We start from the raw sequence: 17,070 nt of genomic DNA on the forward strand, positions 1-17,070 counted from the left end.
TCAGGTAGTTTTCTTTTTTAAAAAATTAACTTTTGACTCCGTGCCTTTTAGTAAGCGTTCGATGTTTTTTTGGTGCGTTACCAGTATGAGCAAACAGATACACATACCATAAATAACTACCGACCGGATAGACGTTGGAAAAATAAACGAAACTCCGATAGGATATGTAAACGCGGCTGCGATAGAGCTAAGCGATACATAACGGGTAGTTAAAAGCACTATTACAAATACCAGAACACATAATAAAGCGGCATGCAAATGAATAGCCAAAATCATTCCAAATAAAGTAGCCACACCCTTTCCACCACGAAAGCCTGCAAAAATTGGGAACAGGTGGCCCATTACAGCGGCTATACCTAAGGCAAGCGCGTAATTGGTATAAGCTATAGAATTAGACGGGCCGGTGGTTGATACACCAATAAAATAAGCCAGATTGGTAGCCGTCCATCCTTTTAAAATATCCAGCAGCATTACGGGTATACCGGCCTTTTTACCCAACACCCTGAAAGTATTGGTTGCACCGGCGTTTCCGCTGCCATACTCACGAACATCAATATCATAAAAAGCCAGCCCTATCCAAACGGCCGTAGGTATAGACCCGCAGAGATAAGCCAGAATGAGCGCTGAAACTGAATAAACGGTTATCATTTCCCTGCAATATTACGAAATTGATATGGTACTAAGGGCTAAATTTAAAACTCTAAATCCGAAATCAAATATCCGAAATCCCAAATCAAATAGCTTTAAGACTTAGGTCAAGACTTTTAACAGAGTGAGTTAATGCGCCAACTGATATATAATCAACCCCGCACTCTGCATAACCACGTATATTATCGATGGTTATACCTCCGGATGCTTCGGTGATGAAACGCCCCTGAATAACATTAACAGCCTGCTTCAGATCAGCAAAGTTAAAGTTATCTAACAATATACGGTTCACATGACCGGTTTGCAAAACCTGATCAAGCTCATCCAGATTACGCACCTCTATTTCAATAGCCAGCTTTTTGTTATGGTCAATAAGATATTGATTGGCTCTTTCAATAGCCTGTCTTATTCCTCCAGAGTAATCAACGTGATTATCCTTAATCAGTATCATATCATACAAACCAAAACGGTGGTTAACACCTCCGCCAATCCTTACCGCCCATTTTTCAATATACCGCAGGCCCGGAGTAGTTTTACGGGTATCCAAAACTTGGGTATGGGTATCTTTTAGCAGATCAACTATCTGCCGTGTTTTGGTAGCAATGCCCGACATGCGCTGCATACAGTTCAGTACCAAACGCTCGGCCTTTAAAATACTTTGAGAGTTGCCCTCTACCTCAAAAGCTACGTCTTTAGGTTTTATAACAGCCCCATCATTCAAAAACACGTTTACTTTAAGATTGGCATCAACTACCTTAAAAATCTCCAATGCCAGTTCAACTCCGGCCAATAGGCCTTCATCTTTTACCAGGAGTTTTGCTTTGCCAGTGCTATTAGCAGGAATGGTTGATAAAGAAGTATGGTCGCCATCACCAACATCTTCTTTTAAAGCCTCAATTATAAAATGGTGTATTAGTTCCTTATCCAAGAGTATTAACTTTTAAAGCTCAAAAGTAACAACATTTTGCAGATTTTTTGGTGCCCATGGTCCATAGTCCATAGTAAAGAATAGTTTATTGTTCATGATTTAACCATGGACTATGGACTATGGACCATCGACTATAGACTAAACTCACTTCACTTTTTCATTTTCAATCCGAAGTTCAATAACTGACATTTTACCACCGGCATCCTTTAAGGTAAAGGCAACCCGGTATAACCCGGTATCGGTAGTTAAAATAAATACACCAAAACGGTAATTGGCACTTGAGTTTACTTTATGCAGTAATTTGATGTTTTTGGGTTTATTTTTTGAGAAAAATTTATCCAGTATTAAGGTAGCCTGGGTTTGGGAGTAAATATTTTCCTCGTCCATTAACGTGATCTCCACACTGGAGGCAAATAATTTGGCTAATTCTTTGGTATTGCCCTGTTTTATGAGATTAGCCACATCATCTATCGGATCGGCCGGGGTAAAACCAGGCAAAAGAAATAGCATAATAAACGACGACAGACAAACCAGTTTCATATAATTAATTAATAAACAGAAATTTTAAACAACACGGATTACTAATAAAATCAACGGGGTTATTGACCTTCAAATAAGATATAACTGTTTTTGTACGCAATTATTATCAAATCATGCTATAGTATATTCCGCCCACCGAAATTAAAAAAATAATCATATAAAGTACAGCGTTGCCTTTATATTTGCGCTGTGGAAAATCAAAAAAAACTCGCATTAATTATTCTTGATGGCTGGGGTTATGGCCGTAATGACCAGTCGAACGCTATACTTGCCGCAAATACACCATTTGTTGATGGTTTGCTGCAGCAATATCCAAATTCAAAATTGGAAGCATCCGGAACCGCGGTAGGTTTACCTGCCGGACAAATGGGCAACTCAGAAGTTGGACACATGAACCTGGGCGCAGGTCGTGTAGTTTACCAGGAACTGGGGCGCATTCACAAAGCTGTTGATGATAATGAACTGCCAACCATCCCGGTATTGAAAGATGCTTTTGAATATGCCAAACAAAATAACCGCGATGTGCACTTCATAGGTCTGGTATCTGATGGAGGGGTTCACTCCCATATCAGGCACGTAAAAGGCTTGTGCGATGCAGCAAAGCAATTGGAGGTTAAAAACGTATACATCCATGCTTTTTTGGATGGCCGCGATACTGATCCTAAATCGGGACTGGGCTTTGTTACCGACCTGGAACAATATATCGAAGGATCTGATGCAAAAATTGCATCTACTATTGGCAGGTATTATGCTATGGACCGTGATAATCGTTGGGAACGGGTAAAACTGGCTTATGACCTACTGGTTAATGGCGAGGGAGAAGCAACCCAACATATTACTGACGCGATTAAAAAATCGTACGAAGAAGGTGTTACTGATGAATTTGTAAAACCGATTGTTAGGGTCGATGCTGATGGTAAACCACTTGCCGTAATTAAAGATGGCGATGTGGTGATCTGCTTTAACTTCCGTACAGACAGGGGGCGCGAGATCAGTATAGCCTTAACACAGAAATCGTTCCCTGAATATAATCTGCATCCACTGGCTATCCGCTATATCACCATGACCCCGTATGACGAGACGTTTAAGAACGTACAGGTGGTGTTTAACAAAGAGGACCTGACCAAAACTTTGGGCGAGATTTTGCAGAATGCAGGCAAAACACAGATCAGAATAGCCGAAACCGAGAAATATCCACACGTGACCTTCTTCTTTTCGGGGGGCCGCGAAAAAGAATTTGATAATGAGAAACGCTTACTGGCACCATCGCCAAAAGTAGCTACTTATGATTTGCAGCCCGAAATGAATGCAGCAGGCATCCGTGATGCTATTATCCCCGAACTGGAAAGCGGCTGGCCAGATTTTGTTTGTCTTAACTTTGCTAATACCGATATGGTAGGCCATACAGGTGTTTTTAGTGCCGTAGTTAAAGCTGCCGAAACCGCCGATGCCTGTACCAAAGCAGTGGTTGAGGCCGGCCTGGCCAATGGCTATTCATTCATAATACTGGCCGATCATGGCAATGCTGATTATATGATCAACGAAGATGGGTCGCCTAATACAGCGCATACCACCAATTTGGTGCCTTGTATTATTATTGATAAAGACGTTAAACAAGTAAAAGATGGTAAATTAGGCGATGTAGCGCCTACCATTTTAAGTATACTGGGCGTAGCTATCCCTGCGGAAATGACCGGGAATGTATTGGTATAAATTGAAATTATCACCCATAACCGCCTTTTTAGGCGGTATCATGCTGATATCCGGCTTGCCATCGTGCAGGCCGGATATCAAGCAAAGCGGTGCTGTATTAAAATATGTGGATATCAGTGGCTTTTTCAAAACCGACACTGCAAAACTCACCAAACTAAATCCGCTTGTTAATAAAACCGTAACTCATAATGGTGTAACGGAAAATAAAACCCTGCATATTACCAATTGGGGGCAGGAGCTAAACCTGTTCATACAATCGGATATTAACCGGCCAGCCTGGAAAAATAGCTATAAAGTTCAAACCACAGATAGCTTAATAGTATACCAGGCCAAATATCCTGACCTGCGCACCACTCGTATTGTGATAAAAAAAGAAGGTAGCAAGATAAAATGGGTGCTCATTTTTAATCACACCAAAAATCTCCTGTATGAAACCAGGGAAAAATTAAGTTATTTTCCTGATTCAGCCTATCTGATCGAAAAATGGCAACATGTAAAATTAATGGGGCTCAACAACTACCGCATCGAAGGGATTTTGAAAAAATAGTATCAAGTAGTTAGTATCAAGACACTAGCTTCATTATGATATCAGGAATTTAAAATCTTGATACTTGATACTAACTACTTGATACTAAAAAAATTAATGGCGGGCCACTGTTGGGGCGATAGCCTGTGATAGTTTATCTTTTGACTGATCGATCAGATTGGCAATATCCGTTCTTCCGGGATTATCATTCAGTACTCTTTCAAGATCAGTTATACATGCTTTGAGAGAATTGATGCCTCTTGCCCGGTCATAAAAATGTGAGCTATTTTGTAGTTTGAACAATCCATAATCACGATAAGCAAGTCCCCTGTTTTGGTAGAATTTACTATCATTAGGGTCGCTGTTGATAGATATAGCTTTGGTCAAGTCAACAATAGCTCCTAACAAATACAGTTCCTTATCGGCTGGGGATGTTTGATTATCCTTCCCAAGAAAGCTTTTTGCCCTGGCCCGGTAATAATAGGCAGAAGCATCTGCAGGCTTTATGGCAATAACACGGGTATAGGCAGTTATTGATTTTTTATAATTATCGCTATGGTAATAGGAGTACCCCAGCATCCACAGCGCGTTGGCATTGGTTGAATCGGTGATACAAGCCTTCTCCAGGTGTGATATAGCCGATCTGAAATCGCCATCCATCAAGGCCTGCTGCCCCATTTTTACATAGGCGCTTTGTGCCACGGCCGATTCGAGCGAGGATATAATCAGGAAAGATACGATGACCGATAACTTCATTAGCGATTAATAGTGAAACAGAAACGGTATAACATTAACTACCATTATATCGAATTATTATGCCAAACAGCATTTTTCTTCAAAAAAATATCATTTTCAAAAAATTCCAGAAGGCTATAGTATGACTTTTTTTCATATTTATCAATAAATTCTTATTTAATTAGTAAACTTATAAGTGATTTGGAAATAAACAAATAACCAAACCATTGCCCTGCCATATTGCTTGTTAAGCATTATTACCATAACTTGGCACAGCTCTTGAAACATAAGTAGCAACATGTAATAACCGCAGTTTTACCTGTATTTAACAGCTTGATGATGATACGGGCTGACAACATGACGGTTTTATCTATATATAAAATATAATTAATGACTTTTGATCCATTCGATTTTAAAAATGCTCTACCGGTTATAAATGAAGACTCGGAGTTCTTTCCCCTAATGTCTACCGAAGACGAGGAAGAAATGAACAATGAGGAAATGCCGGAGGTATTATCTATACTGCCTTTGCGTAACACCGTTTTATTCCCGGGTGTAGTGATACCCATAACGGTTGGCAGAGACAAATCAATTAAACTGATACGCGATGCCAACAAAGGCAATCGCATGATTGGGGTAGTTGCGCAACAGGATGTGGGGATAGAAGACCCTAATTTTAGCCAGTTAAATAAAATTGGCACCATTGCCCTTATTATAAAAATGCTGCAAATGCCCGATGGTAACACCACCGTTATTATTCAGGGTAAAAAACGCTTCGTTTTAAAAGATGAGGTACAAAGCGAGCCTTACATAAAAGCTACTATTGAACCGTTTAAAGAAATAAAGGCTAAAGAGGATAAAGAGTTTAAAGCCATGGTATCGTCTATTAAAGACATGGCCATGAACATTATCCAACTGTCGCCCAATATTCCGAGCGAGGCCGGTATAGCTATCCGCAATATAGAAAGCACTTCATTTTTGATCAATTTTATTTCATCGAACATGAATGCCGATATGGCGGCCAAACAACGCCTGCTGGAAGTTGCCAACCTGCGCGAACGGGCCAACATGGTACTGGAACACCTAACGCTTGATCTGCAGATGCTGGAGCTTAAAAACCAGATCCAAACCAAAGTACGTGTTGATCTGGATAAGCAGCAGCGGGATTATTTTTTAAATCAGCAGCTAAAAACCATCCAGGAAGAATTGGGTGGAAACTCGCCCGATCTGGAAATTGATGATCTGCGTCAGCGTGCCCTCAAAAAGAAATGGGGCAAAGAGGTAAAAGATCATTTTGCCAAAGAGCTTGAAAAATTAGCCAGAACCAACCCGGCTGCCGCTGATTACTCTGTACAGATCAATTACCTTGAATTATTGCTTGATTTACCCTGGAACGAGTTCACCAAAGATAACTTTGATTTGAAACGTGCCCAAAAGGTGTTGGATAAAGATCACTTTGGTTTGGATAAGGTTAAACAGCGTATTATTGAATACCTGGCTGTGCTCAAATTAAAGCACGATATGAAGGCCCCTATCCTTTGTTTGGTGGGCCCTCCGGGAGTTGGTAAAACATCTTTAGGCAAATCGATAGCTAAAGCACTTGGTCGTAAATATGTACGTATGGCTTTAGGCGGTATCCGTGATGAGGCCGAAATAAGGGGTCACCGTAAAACTTATATTGGCGCTATGCCGGGTCGTATCATACAATCAGTTAAAAAGGCCGGCGCTGCCAACCCGGTTTTCATATTAGATGAAATTGACAAGGTTGGTAACGATTTCCGCGGAGATCCGTCATCGGCTTTACTGGAAGTACTTGACCCTGAACAAAACAGCACTTTTTATGACCATTATGTGGAAATGGATTTCGATCTGTCAAACGTGATGTTCATAGCTACCGCCAATTCATTAAGTACCATACAACCTGCTCTTTTGGATAGGATGGAAATCATTGAAGTGAATGGTTATACCATTGAAGAAAAGATTGAGATTGCCAAACAACACCTGCTACCTAAACAGCGTGAAGCTCACGGCTTAAAACTAAAGGATGTAAGCTTGAAAACCGATGTATTGGAAAAACTCATCGTGGATTATACCCGCGAATCGGGTGTACGTGCACTGGAGAAAAAAATAGGATCGGTAGTTCGCGGGGTAGCCAAAAACATTGCCATGGAAGAGGAATACAATCCTGTGGTAAACAAAAAAGATATTGAAAAAATACTGGGCGCTCCCATTTATGATAAAGACCTTTATGAAGGTAACGATGTTGCCGGTGTAGTTACAGGCCTTGCCTGGACATCGGTTGGTGGCGATATCCTGTTTATTGAGGCTAGTTTAAGTCCGGGTAAAGGGCGTTTAACTCTAACCGGTAGCCTGGGCGATGTCATGAAGGAATCGGTTACCATTGCATTGGCTTATCTGCGTGCACATTCTGACTACTTTAACATCAACCCCAAATTGTTTGATCAATGGGATGTGCATGTACATGTACCGGCGGGCGCCACACCAAAGGATGGCCCATCGGCCGGTATAACCATGCTTACCGCCTTAGTTTCGGCATTTACACAACGTAAAGTAAAACCTAACCTGGCTATGACAGGCGAGATCACCCTTCGCGGACGGGTATTGGCTGTAGGTGGTATCAAAGAAAAAATACTGGCCGCCAAACGTGCCAATATCAAAGAGATCATTCTATGTAAATCGAACCAGAAAGATATCCTGGAGATCAAGGAAGATTATATTAAGGATCTGAAGTTCCATTATGTAGCGGATATGCGCGATGTAATTGCGCTTGCCCTTTTGGATGAAAAGGTAAGTCATCCGATCGATCTTACTGTCAGGGAAGACGAAAAAGCGGTAGTTAATTAAATAATATCATTGAGTCATTAACGTCATTAGGTCATTTTGAAAAATTTAATGACCTAATGACGTTAATGACTCAATGACGTTACTTTTTTCTATATTAGGCGCTGATATATTTAACAACCTAATGTTTAATAAACTATTCCTCACACTGTTGTGCCTGTTTGGCTCCATCAGTCTATTTGCACAAACCCGCGGTCACGAAATTGCTATACAAACTGATAATGACGGCTACCTGGGGCAGGGCTCAGACAGGTATTATACCAATGGCATCTTTATTTATTACCGTAAAGCTTTAAAAGCCGATGGCGATCTTCAGAATAAAGTTTTAGGTTTTGAGATTGGGCAAAAAATGTACAATGCACAATCAGGCTATGTTCCTAATGCCTCCTATATCGACAGACCTTTCGCGGCCTACTCCTACATTGGTTCAACACTGAACTTATTGTATAAAAACGAAAGCACGCTTAAACTAAGCGCCCAGTTAGGTATTGTTGGCCCGGCAGCAGGTGGCGAACCGATACAAAAATTCATTCACAATACTTTTGGGTTTTATGCTTTAAATGGCTGGCAATACCAGATTAAGAACAATGTGGAACTCAATTTAGGCGCCGAGTATAATAAACTACTGGCAAGGGCTTCGTGGATTGATGTAAGCCTGGCTTCGTACGCAAACCTGGGTAATGGCTTCACCGGCGCAGGTGTAGGCCCGTTGATCCGTCTGGGTAATTTTAACCAGCTTTTCAACTCAGTGAGTACACAAAGTACGGTATCCGCTGCCGATCAAACAGGATTATTGCACACTCACGAGATCTTCTTTTACTATAAACCGCAGATCAATGGCGTGCTTTATGATGCCACTATACAAGGTCCTCTATTCAATAAAAATCACGATCCAAACAGCCTCGAGGTTACATTAGATAAAAAGCCATTTATATTCAGCAATCAGGTAGGCGTGGCCTTTACCACCAGTCGTTTCACTTTTGACATAGCAGCCATTTTCCATACTAAAGATGTGGAAGAGATGTTAAGGTCTCATCAATGGGCCAGCATTACCGGTGCGTACAGATTTAAATAGATTGCCTGAATTCGACAAGAATTCTATAAAAATCATGGTTTACACATTTTAGCAAGAAAACTAATTAATTTATTGATAGTCAATTAGTTAATTCAATGTTAACCATAAAAAGTGTAAACCATGTAAACCCACTTTTTAACAAAATAGGCACCGGTTCAAGGATCAATCAAAATCAACCTTCCGGTTTTCCTTCTTGGCAGAGTGTTTCTTTTTGTTATCCAAACGGGCGGCTTTTGCTGCCTTACTTACTTTAGTAGGTTTACGCACTTTGGGTTTCTGCAATGCCCGGGTGAGTAATACTATCAATCGTTCAATAGCTTTCTCTTTATTGAGGTATTGGCTACGCTCCTCGTCACAGATCACCTGTACAAAACCGTCTTTATTTAAGCGGTTTTGTAATTTATCGTTCAGTAGTAATTTCTCCTCTTCGGTAAACAGTTCGGAGCTGCCTACATTAAATAAAAGCTCCACCTTACTCGATACTTTATTTACATTTTGACCGCCCTTACCCCCACTACGCGAGGTTTTATAAGTAATTTCTTTTTGCAGCTCAGATTTAGTAAGGTTCATGCGGCAAAGGTAATTATTTAGGTGGATTGGGTGAGTAGTTGATTAAGTGGATTTTACCAGAATGTGTGGGCAGCTCTTCCGCCTAATCAACTACTCACTTAATCAACTACTCACCTACCAACAAATCACAATTATTTGTACTTTAGCTACGCTTATGAGTAAAAACATAGTAGTGGCAATTGATGGTTATTCATCATGTGGTAAAAGTACACTGGCCAAAGCTTTAGCTAAAAAACTTCATTTTATTTATGTGGATAGCGGCGCTATGTACCGCGCTGTTGCCTTGTATTTTTTACGCAACAATATCGACGTGACCAATCACGATCAAATTGCAGAAGCATTAAAAAACATAAACCTTAACTTTCATTCACGTGATTATCAGACCCACATCACCCTAAACGGTGAAGAGGTATCCGAAGAGATCCGCCTGATGCCGGTATCTGATAAGGTAAGCGAAGTATCGGCCATTCGCGAAGTACGTAAAGAGATGGTTAAACAACAGCAGCGCATGGGTCATTCTAAAAACATAGTAATGGACGGCCGTGATATAGGCACAACCGTTTTCCCGGATGCTGATGTAAAAATATTCATGACCGCCGACCCTAAAGTACGCGCAGAAAGGCGCTACAAAGAGATCAAGGATAAAAACCCTGAAATTACATTAGAAGAGGTATTTGAGAATATAGCCCATCGTGATTACCAGGATACCACCCGTGAAGAAAGTCCGCTGGTAAGAGCCGATGATGCCATTATATTGGATAATACCAACTTAACACCGCAAGATCAGCTGGACTTTGCCCTGGATAGAGTAAAACCACTTATTCTTTAAGTTTGGAGTCAGATCCGTTAGGGCTTTAAAAAAGCCCCATCGATAATTAATAGTTTTACACCACCGGCAGAGACTGACCGGTGTGAGCTTAGGTTATCAGACACGATATAGGTCATTCCTTTGGTCAGGGTAAAGGCTTCTCCGTTTTGAAGCTCACTTATAAATTCACCTTCCAGGCAATGCACACTATGCCCTTTTTGACACCAGTGGTCGGCCAGGTATCCGGCAGAATATTCCACTAAGCGAACTCTAAGACCATTGAGCAATAAAGTTTGCCAGAATGCCGTCCCGGTTTCGCCTTTGTGTTCCGTTTTCACGACTGATGCCCAATCGATAGTTTGAAAAGGTATATTGTACATAGTTTGAGAATTACGTTATTCTATCCCATAAATTTTTCGGCCTTAACCCCGAAATGATTCAAAAAATCAACGCCCTCATCGCTGGCTAAACCTTTGTACTCGGCGTACGATTTATCAAAATACACCTGCGTAATACCTGCTGAAAATATAAGGCGGGCACAAGGCAGGCAGGGCGATAAGGTAGTATATAACGTAGCACCCTCCAACTTAGCACCATTTTTTACGGCATAGAGTATGGCATTTTCTTCGGCATGCAGCGCCAAAGAGCAACTCCCCTTTGAATCACGCGGACATCCCTCGCCAGGCCATTCTTCATCGCAATTATGAGTATGCGCAGGCGGCCCGTTATAGCCGATGGATATAATACGGGTGTCGCGGGTTAAAACAGCGCCTACCTGAGCTTTAACGCAATGCGAACGCTTAGCCAGATCATTAGCCAGGTTCATGAAGATGTGATCGAAACTTGGTTTCATAATTTAAAATCATTGAGTCATTAAACGTCATTGGGTCATTACTTCATTTAAAAATGACTTAATGACCCAATGATAAAATGACTTGTAAAATATTAATGTCCGCCCGAAACCTCCACGTGGTCAAGGTCGATGCCCTGGCTGCGAAGTTCACGGCTCACTTTCCAGGCAAAATATGCCAGATAAGCAAAACCCAATACCGGTACAATGTAAGAGAAATGGATACCGCTCATGCCTTTCACAAGATCATTGCTACCATCGGCAATTTTACCTTGCAACGGTGGGATAATAGATCCCCCCAATATCATCATGATCAAAAATGCTGATCCCTGGCTGGTGTATTTACCCAAACCGGTAATAGCCAGCGAGAAAATAGACGGCCACATGATAGAGCAGCATAAACCACCGCTAATGAAAGCGAAAGTGGCTACCCTGCCGGTTGTGAACAAACCTGTCAGCATAAATATAACACCCAGGATACCTAATACAGATAAAGTACGTGTTGGTTTTTGCTGACCAATAAAGAAAGCCACAATAAGTATAGCTACACAAACCGCGTAAACATACAGGTTACTTACGTTTACACCGGTAACTGCATTTACCAGTAATACCAGGCCAAATGCTACAAACGGAACAAGAACGTATAAAACGTATTTGGTTGATTTGGAAAGATTGAAAGCACCGATTGAACCTGCAAAACGACCGATCATTAAACTACCCCAATATAAAGATATATAAGGTGCAATGTCCGATTCGTTGAAGGATCCAAACTCAGGCGTTTTCAATAACGAGCCCATGTTACTTTGGATAGTAACCTCGGTACCCACATAGGTAAAAATGGCTAGCATACCCAAAATCAATTGCGGGTATTGCATAGCCCCCCAGCCTTCTTTGCTTTGTTTAGCAGCAAATATGGTACCTACAAGCGTAAGTACAATTATAGCGAGAGAAGCATAAACAAAATACTGGCTCGGGATACCGATAGCTTTACTTAACGGATCAGCAGCCAGGATGAGTAAAAACGCTATGAATATGATAAATAACGGCTTGTTAGCTTTTTGGCTTGATTCAATTTTTTCGTCGCTGGTAACCTTCGGAAGGTTAGAAAACCAGAAGAATACAGCTACAGCTATAAATAAAGCTGCCAGCATATAGTAAAGGTTATTGATAGACGATATTTTAACCTCTGGCTTAGCGCCGGAGTTTGCAGTACCAAACAATACCACGCTCACCACAATCGGGCCTAACAAAGCACCGATGTTATTGATACTACCGGCAAAATTCAAGCGGTTTGAACCTGTTTCTGCAGGGCCCAAAGCCACTACAAAGGGGTTAGCAGCGGTTTGTTGTAAGGAGAAACCGACAGCTATAATGAAGAAAACAGCTAATATAAAACCGAACGCGCCACTGGCAACAGCAGGTATCATACCTAATGCACCTACCGCTGATATAACTAAACCTAAGATGATACCATTTTTATAACCCAACTTGTTCATGATATCAACCTTACTGGCTTGTGATGCAAAATAAAGTATCAATGAGCCTATAAAGTATCCGCCATAAAAGGTAAAATCGATCAACTGCGACTCAAATTGAGTTAAATGAAAATGCGTTTTACAAAATGGTATAAAAATACCGTTTGATGCAGCTAAAAAGCCCCAGAAGAAAAATACAGTGATCAGCGTATATAATGCCGAGCTGTAATTTTTTTTGTCGTTTTGTTCCATTTTTAAGTTTAGTTATACAGAATGTATTTTGAATCGCTAAACATAATTCAATTTTTGTAAATGTTATTATTCTTTTTCAAATTAAATAAATCACAATTTTAAGTTTCGTTGTTTAAGAGATAAAATTGCATATTCGCATGGTTCAAAATTTTGGAACATAAGTCTAAATAATGATAGAAGCTATTATTTCGGGACTGGGGATAGGATTAGTGTTGACGTTTTTGACTGGCCCGGTCTTTTTTGCTCTTATTAAAACCAGCATCGAAAAAGGTTTTCATGCCGGTGTTGCATTGGCACTCGGCGTAGTTAGCAGTGATGTGGTTTTCGTGGGAGCAATTTTATTTGGCTCCCAATATTTTGATATATCTAACCATACCAAAACCATAGCTGGTGTTATTGGTAGTATCATATTGTTTAGTGTAGGTATACGTTACCTGTTTAAAAAGGGCAAGGTGAACTATGAAAACAAAGTGCCCTCGGGTATAAACCGCGCCGGTTACTTTTTAAAAGGGTTTTTGATGTGCATTTTTAACCCCACCCTACTATTTCACTGGATCACCGTTATTGGCACTGCAAGTACCGTTTTTCATGAAGGTGTTGCACACCGCTCTTTTAAAATTGGGGTGATGTTTGCTACGGTGCTTATTGTACAATTCGGCATGGATGTTACCAAAGCCTTTTACGCCAATAAATTGCGCGACAAGATATCGGTTAAACTGGTACACCGCCTTAATGAGGTAGCTGGTATCGCGCTGATCATAGCCTCGCTGATACTTCTGGATAAACTGGTTACCCACTTTGTGTTCTCTGCACCGGCAGGGAGTTAGCCCCCCAGCCCCCTAAAGGGAGAGCTTTTGATTAGCATAGTTTCATCATCTTAAAATAGATTCTTCGCTCTGCTCAGAATGACAATTAAGATTGTATGATTAACAAAAAAGGCGTTGATTTAAATCAACGCCTTGAATATCATATTCCTCCTTCAGAGGATAAAAGTTTACATATAAGCCCTTTGGTTTTTACCCTCCATCCAGTTCACAAAAGCACGGTTAACTACTTTGTTACCCCCTGGGGTTGGATAATCGCCGCTGAAATACCAGTCGCCGGTATGATCAGGGCAGGCAATGTGCAGGTTATCTAAGGTTTGGTATAAAACTTCAACTTTACATTTGATTTCTTTTGGTGTGATGATCTGCGCTATACGATCTGAGATCTGCTGATCGGTAAATAAAGAATAGATCTCTTTTACGTAATTTTTCACCTCTTCTTTTGGTAATTGGGCGCTATCCTTACATTTCTGGTAAACATCCAGAATAATGTCTTCACGATCCATTTCTTTCAACAGGCTAATCGCTGCTTCAAAAGCTACAAACTCCCCCATGCGCGACATATCTATACCATAACAATCCGGATATCTGATCTGCGGAGCAGATGAAACTACTACCACTTTCTTAGGACCTAACCTATCTAATATTTTCAGGATACTTTGTTTTAGCGTGGTACCACGTACAATCGAATCGTCCAAAACTACCAGTGTATCGGTATTCTTTTTGATCAATCCGTAAGTAGTATCATATACGTGAGCAACCATTTCACTGCGGTCGGCATCCTGGGTAATAAAAGTACGCAGTTTTACATCCTTAATGGCAATCTTTTCTACCCTAGGTGCCATCTGCAATACTTCTGTTAACTCCTCTTCACTTATCTTATCATCGCGATTCAGCAGCCTGTCGCGCTGGTATTTCTTTACGTATTTATGTATCCCCTCTACCATACCATAAAAGGCAACTTCGGCGGTGTTGGGGATATAGGAGAATACGGTATTCTTGATATCGTTATCAACCGCGTCCAGTATCTGAGGACAAAGTAACCTGCCCAATTGTTTACGTTCGCGGTAGATCGATGAGTCGCTGCCACGTGAAAAATAGATACGCTCAAAGGAGCAGGCTTTCTTTTCCAATGGTTCGCTAAACATGTCCTCGGTTATTTTACCGTTCTTTTTAACAATAAGCGCATGACCTGGGCGAATCTCTTTAATTTCTTCAACAGGTATATTGAAGGCTGTCTGGATAGCCGGGCGCTCTGAAGCGGCAACAACTATCTCATCATTATAATAGTAATAAGCCGGACGGATACCCACCGGGTCACGCATTACAAAGGCATCGCCATGACCAATAATACCGGCAATGGTATAACCACCATCCCAATTTTTAGCCGATTTACGGAGTATCTTGGCTACGTCCATATCATTGGCTATCAGCTTACTGATCTCCGTGTTATCGTCCAAGCCCTCACGTTTGTACTGATCAAACAGACCCTGATTCTCTGTATCCAGGAAGTGACCTATTTTCTCCAAAACGGTTATGGTATCGGCTTTTTCTTTAGGATGTTGGCCCAGGTCATACAACTGCTGTAATAACTCATCAACATTAGTCATGTTAAAGTTACCGGCAAGAACCAGGTTACGGGTCATCCAGTTGTTTTGCCTTAAAAACGGGTGACAGCTTTCGATGCTGTTTTTACCATGGGTACCATAACGCAAGTGCCCCAGTAAAACCTCACCGGTAAAGCTTACATTTTCCTTTAACCATTCGGTATCAGCCAGTTTTTCAGGGCTTTCTTTTTGAATATCAGCAAATTTCTTCTGGATGTATTCAAAAATATCAGCAACAGCATTTGATGCCATTGACCGGTGCCTGCTGATGTACCGCTTGCCAGGCTCAATGTCCAGTTTAATAGTGGCAACCCCCGCGCCATCCTGGCCGCGGTTATGTTGTTTCTCCATTAAAAGGTAAAGCTTGTTCAGGCCGTACAGAGCTGTTCCGTACTTTTTCTGATAATAAGACAGTGGCTTTAAGAGGCGGATAAATGCCACACCGCATTCATGTTTAATCTGATCGCTCATGATTTGGAATGAGGCTGCAAAGGTATCATTTTATAATGAACTATCCCCATATCAATTGTCATTAAACCGTAGTTTGTGGATAAGTTACCAAAACGTTAATTTTTTGTTACAATTTATCTAAACGCTTTTTACGCCCAGAACAGAAGTATGGTCACTTCATTTTTGTAAAAGCGATCCTTTTAACACAGTCCCAAAACTTTTTAAACCTCTTATTTTAACACTTTTTGTTACAAAAACAGTGCAAAAACAAGTCAAAAACCGCTAAAAACTCACTCAAAACCATCGATTTTAACACTTTTTAACAAATTTTTGATACGTTTTGAAAAGTTTAAAAAGGAATAAAACACTTATTATCAATAAACTAAATACAAAAAGTCGATTTTCATGATCTTTTTCCCTTAACAAAACAGCCCGGTTTTCTCCTTTTCAGAAAAAACCGGGCTGATATTTACATAAAGATACGAAAATTAAGGCTTAAATCCAATCACCCAAATTAGTCCCCCCCATATTTAATATCCCGGAAAGTAATATTAATACGCGGACCGGTGTCGTCGGTTGTTTTGGGGACCTGGTGCAGCCAGTGATGTTGCGTTTCGCCTTGCATAATTAATAGGCTGCCATTGCTCAGGGCCATGGATACTTTGGCATTTTTTTGTTGCTTATGTTTAAACTGAAAAGTGCGCGTGGCCCCAAATGATGCAGATGCGATAACCGGGTTACCACTCAGTTCTTTTTCATTATCGCTATGCCAGCCCATGCTATCCCCGCCGTTACGGTAAAAATTGAGGAGGGCCGAATTAAACTGCTTATTGCATTGCTGTTCGGCTGCCTCTTTAATCTTGCGCAATAAGGGTGTAAATGGAAGAGGGATATTCACCACGCCAGAGTAAGTGTAAGTTTTGTCGCCATCGGCATACCAGGAAGTAAGTCGCGGAAAATTGACCTGTTTCCCATAGATCTTCATCTTATCCTGCTTCCACAAAATGGAATGTTTCAACTCATCAAACACATCATAAACACCATCCTCCTGATAAAAATTGGGATATAAAAACACCTCTCCATCAAACGGCAAAAGACTATGACGGGCAGGGCTAAATATATTCAATTGATTATCGGCGATAACATCCATTTCTATCATCTGGTTTAACTTATTACTTTGACAAAATTTAAGACCTGTGGTTTAATG

General features: G+C 40.8%; 16 protein-coding genes. 6 read left to right on the forward strand and 10 right to left on the reverse strand.

Annotated features, from left to right (window positions below; genetic code table 11):
- From plsY to BW976_RS15275, 3 genes are all read right to left on the reverse strand, one after another.
- The gene (gene plsY, locus BW976_RS15265; RefSeq protein WP_076374174.1) at positions 1-648 is read right to left on the reverse strand and encodes a glycerol-3-phosphate 1-O-acyltransferase PlsY; all 648 of its coding nucleotides are present in this window, start codon (positions 646-648) and stop codon (positions 1-3) included.
- Between the two features lie 85 nt (positions 649-733).
- Positions 734-1,576: a carboxylating nicotinate-nucleotide diphosphorylase gene (gene nadC / locus BW976_RS15270; RefSeq protein ID WP_076374175.1), complete on the reverse strand. Its 843-nt coding sequence runs from the start codon at positions 1,574-1,576 to the stop codon at positions 734-736.
- Between the two features lie 144 nt (positions 1,577-1,720).
- A complete protein-coding gene (locus BW976_RS15275; RefSeq protein ID WP_084192205.1) occupies positions 1,721-2,116 on the reverse strand; it encodes a DUF4783 domain-containing protein in 396 nt (131 codons plus the stop codon).
- Between the two features lie 189 nt (positions 2,117-2,305).
- Between BW976_RS15275 and gpmI the strand changes: the two genes are divergently transcribed.
- Positions 2,306-3,829: a 2,3-bisphosphoglycerate-independent phosphoglycerate mutase gene (gene gpmI / locus BW976_RS15280; protein WP_076374176.1), complete on the forward strand. Its 1,524-nt coding sequence runs from the start codon at positions 2,306-2,308 to the stop codon at positions 3,827-3,829.
- 1 nt (position 3,830) lies between these two features.
- Positions 3,831-4,376 (forward strand): hypothetical protein, encoded by a 546-nt coding sequence (locus BW976_RS15285; protein WP_139332308.1) that lies wholly within the window; start codon positions 3,831-3,833, stop codon positions 4,374-4,376.
- A 93-nt stretch (positions 4,377-4,469) separates the two neighbouring features.
- On the opposite strand, the gene BW976_RS15290 is transcribed toward BW976_RS15285, so the two are convergent.
- A complete protein-coding gene (locus tag BW976_RS15290; RefSeq protein ID WP_076374178.1) occupies positions 4,470-5,111 on the reverse strand; it encodes a tetratricopeptide repeat protein in 642 nt (213 codons plus the stop codon).
- A gap of 369 nt (positions 5,112-5,480) precedes the next feature.
- Here BW976_RS15290 and lon point away from each other — a divergent pair, with 369 nt between their 5' ends.
- A complete protein-coding gene (gene lon, locus BW976_RS15295; protein WP_076374179.1) occupies positions 5,481-7,955 on the forward strand; it encodes an endopeptidase La in 2,475 nt (824 codons plus the stop codon).
- Positions 7,956-8,076: 121 nt separating this feature from the next.
- The gene (locus BW976_RS15300; RefSeq protein WP_076374278.1) at positions 8,077-9,027 is read left to right on the forward strand and encodes a lipid A deacylase LpxR family protein; all 951 of its coding nucleotides are present in this window, start codon (positions 8,077-8,079) and stop codon (positions 9,025-9,027) included.
- A 162-nt stretch (positions 9,028-9,189) separates the two neighbouring features.
- Here BW976_RS15300 and arfB read toward each other — a convergent pair whose 3' ends face one another.
- The gene (gene arfB, locus BW976_RS15305; RefSeq protein WP_076374180.1) at positions 9,190-9,597 is read right to left on the reverse strand and encodes an alternative ribosome rescue aminoacyl-tRNA hydrolase ArfB; all 408 of its coding nucleotides are present in this window, start codon (positions 9,595-9,597) and stop codon (positions 9,190-9,192) included.
- Between the two features lie 154 nt (positions 9,598-9,751).
- On the opposite strand from arfB, the gene cmk reads away from it, so the two are divergent.
- A complete protein-coding gene (gene cmk / locus BW976_RS15310; RefSeq protein ID WP_076374181.1) occupies positions 9,752-10,426 on the forward strand; it encodes a (d)CMP kinase in 675 nt (224 codons plus the stop codon).
- Positions 10,427-10,443: 17 nt separating this feature from the next.
- Here the strand turns inward: cmk and BW976_RS15315 are convergent, their stop codons facing one another.
- The 3 genes from BW976_RS15315 to BW976_RS15325 form a co-directional block, all read right to left on the reverse strand.
- A complete protein-coding gene (locus BW976_RS15315) occupies positions 10,444-10,785 on the reverse strand; it encodes a DHCW motif cupin fold protein (protein WP_076374182.1) in 342 nt (113 codons plus the stop codon).
- Positions 10,786-10,805: 20 nt separating this feature from the next.
- Positions 10,806-11,258, reverse strand: a complete 453-nt coding sequence (locus BW976_RS15320; RefSeq protein ID WP_076374183.1) for a deoxycytidylate deaminase — start codon at positions 11,256-11,258, stop codon at positions 10,806-10,808.
- A 92-nt stretch (positions 11,259-11,350) separates the two neighbouring features.
- Positions 11,351-12,982 (reverse strand): MFS transporter, encoded by a 1,632-nt coding sequence (locus tag BW976_RS15325; RefSeq protein ID WP_076374184.1) that lies wholly within the window; start codon positions 12,980-12,982, stop codon positions 11,351-11,353.
- Between the two features lie 170 nt (positions 12,983-13,152).
- Between BW976_RS15325 and BW976_RS15330 the strand changes: the two genes are divergently transcribed.
- Complete coding sequence (locus BW976_RS15330; RefSeq protein ID WP_076374185.1) at positions 13,153-13,809, forward strand: LysE family translocator; 657 nt, start codon at positions 13,153-13,155, stop codon at positions 13,807-13,809.
- A 167-nt stretch (positions 13,810-13,976) separates the two neighbouring features.
- Here the strand turns inward: BW976_RS15330 and BW976_RS15335 are convergent, their stop codons facing one another.
- Both BW976_RS15335 and BW976_RS15340 read right to left on the reverse strand, forming a co-directional pair.
- Positions 13,977-15,884 carry an amidophosphoribosyltransferase gene (locus BW976_RS15335; protein WP_076374186.1) on the reverse strand — a complete coding sequence of 636 codons (1,908 nt, stop codon included), beginning with the start codon at positions 15,882-15,884 and terminating at the stop codon, positions 13,977-13,979.
- 493 nt (positions 15,885-16,377) lie between these two features.
- Complete coding sequence (locus tag BW976_RS15340; RefSeq protein ID WP_076374187.1) at positions 16,378-17,022, reverse strand: alpha-ketoglutarate-dependent dioxygenase AlkB family protein; 645 nt, start codon at positions 17,020-17,022, stop codon at positions 16,378-16,380.
- Between the last annotated feature and the right edge of the window lie 48 nt (positions 17,023-17,070).

Origin of the sequence: Mucilaginibacter lappiensis (assembly GCF_900155965.1) — a bacterium.
GTDB lineage: Bacteria > Bacteroidota > Bacteroidia > Sphingobacteriales > Sphingobacteriaceae > Mucilaginibacter > Mucilaginibacter lappiensis.

Bases quoted from the DNA above. Each gene is read 5' to 3' on its own strand.
- plsY (WP_076374174.1), bottom strand. From the start codon at position 648: ATGATAACCGTTTATTCAGTTTCAGCGCTCATTCTGGCTTATCTCTGC.
- BW976_RS15275 (WP_084192205.1), bottom strand. From the start codon at position 2,116: ATGAAACTGGTTTGTCTGTCGTCGTTTATTATGCTATTTCTTTTGCCT.
- BW976_RS15290 (WP_076374178.1), bottom strand. From the start codon at position 5,111: ATGAAGTTATCGGTCATCGTATCTTTCCTGATTATATCCTCGCTCGAA.
- lon (WP_076374179.1), top strand. From the start codon at position 5,481: ATGACTTTTGATCCATTCGATTTTAAAAATGCTCTACCGGTTATAAAT.
- BW976_RS15300 (WP_076374278.1), top strand. From the start codon at position 8,077: ATGTTTAATAAACTATTCCTCACACTGTTGTGCCTGTTTGGCTCCATC.
- arfB (WP_076374180.1), bottom strand. From the start codon at position 9,597: ATGAACCTTACTAAATCTGAGCTGCAAAAAGAAATTACTTATAAAACC.
- cmk (WP_076374181.1), top strand. From the start codon at position 9,752: ATGAGTAAAAACATAGTAGTGGCAATTGATGGTTATTCATCATGTGGT.
- BW976_RS15315 (WP_076374182.1), bottom strand. From the start codon at position 10,785: ATGTACAATATACCTTTTCAAACTATCGATTGGGCATCAGTCGTGAAA.
- BW976_RS15320 (WP_076374183.1), bottom strand. From the start codon at position 11,258: ATGAAACCAAGTTTCGATCACATCTTCATGAACCTGGCTAATGATCTG.
- BW976_RS15325 (WP_076374184.1), bottom strand. From the start codon at position 12,982: ATGGAACAAAACGACAAAAAAAATTACAGCTCGGCATTATATACGCTG.
- BW976_RS15330 (WP_076374185.1), top strand. From the start codon at position 13,153: ATGATAGAAGCTATTATTTCGGGACTGGGGATAGGATTAGTGTTGACG.
- BW976_RS15335 (WP_076374186.1), bottom strand. From the start codon at position 15,884: ATGAGCGATCAGATTAAACATGAATGCGGTGTGGCATTTATCCGCCTC.
- BW976_RS15340 (WP_076374187.1), bottom strand. From the start codon at position 17,022: ATGATAGAAATGGATGTTATCGCCGATAATCAATTGAATATATTTAGC.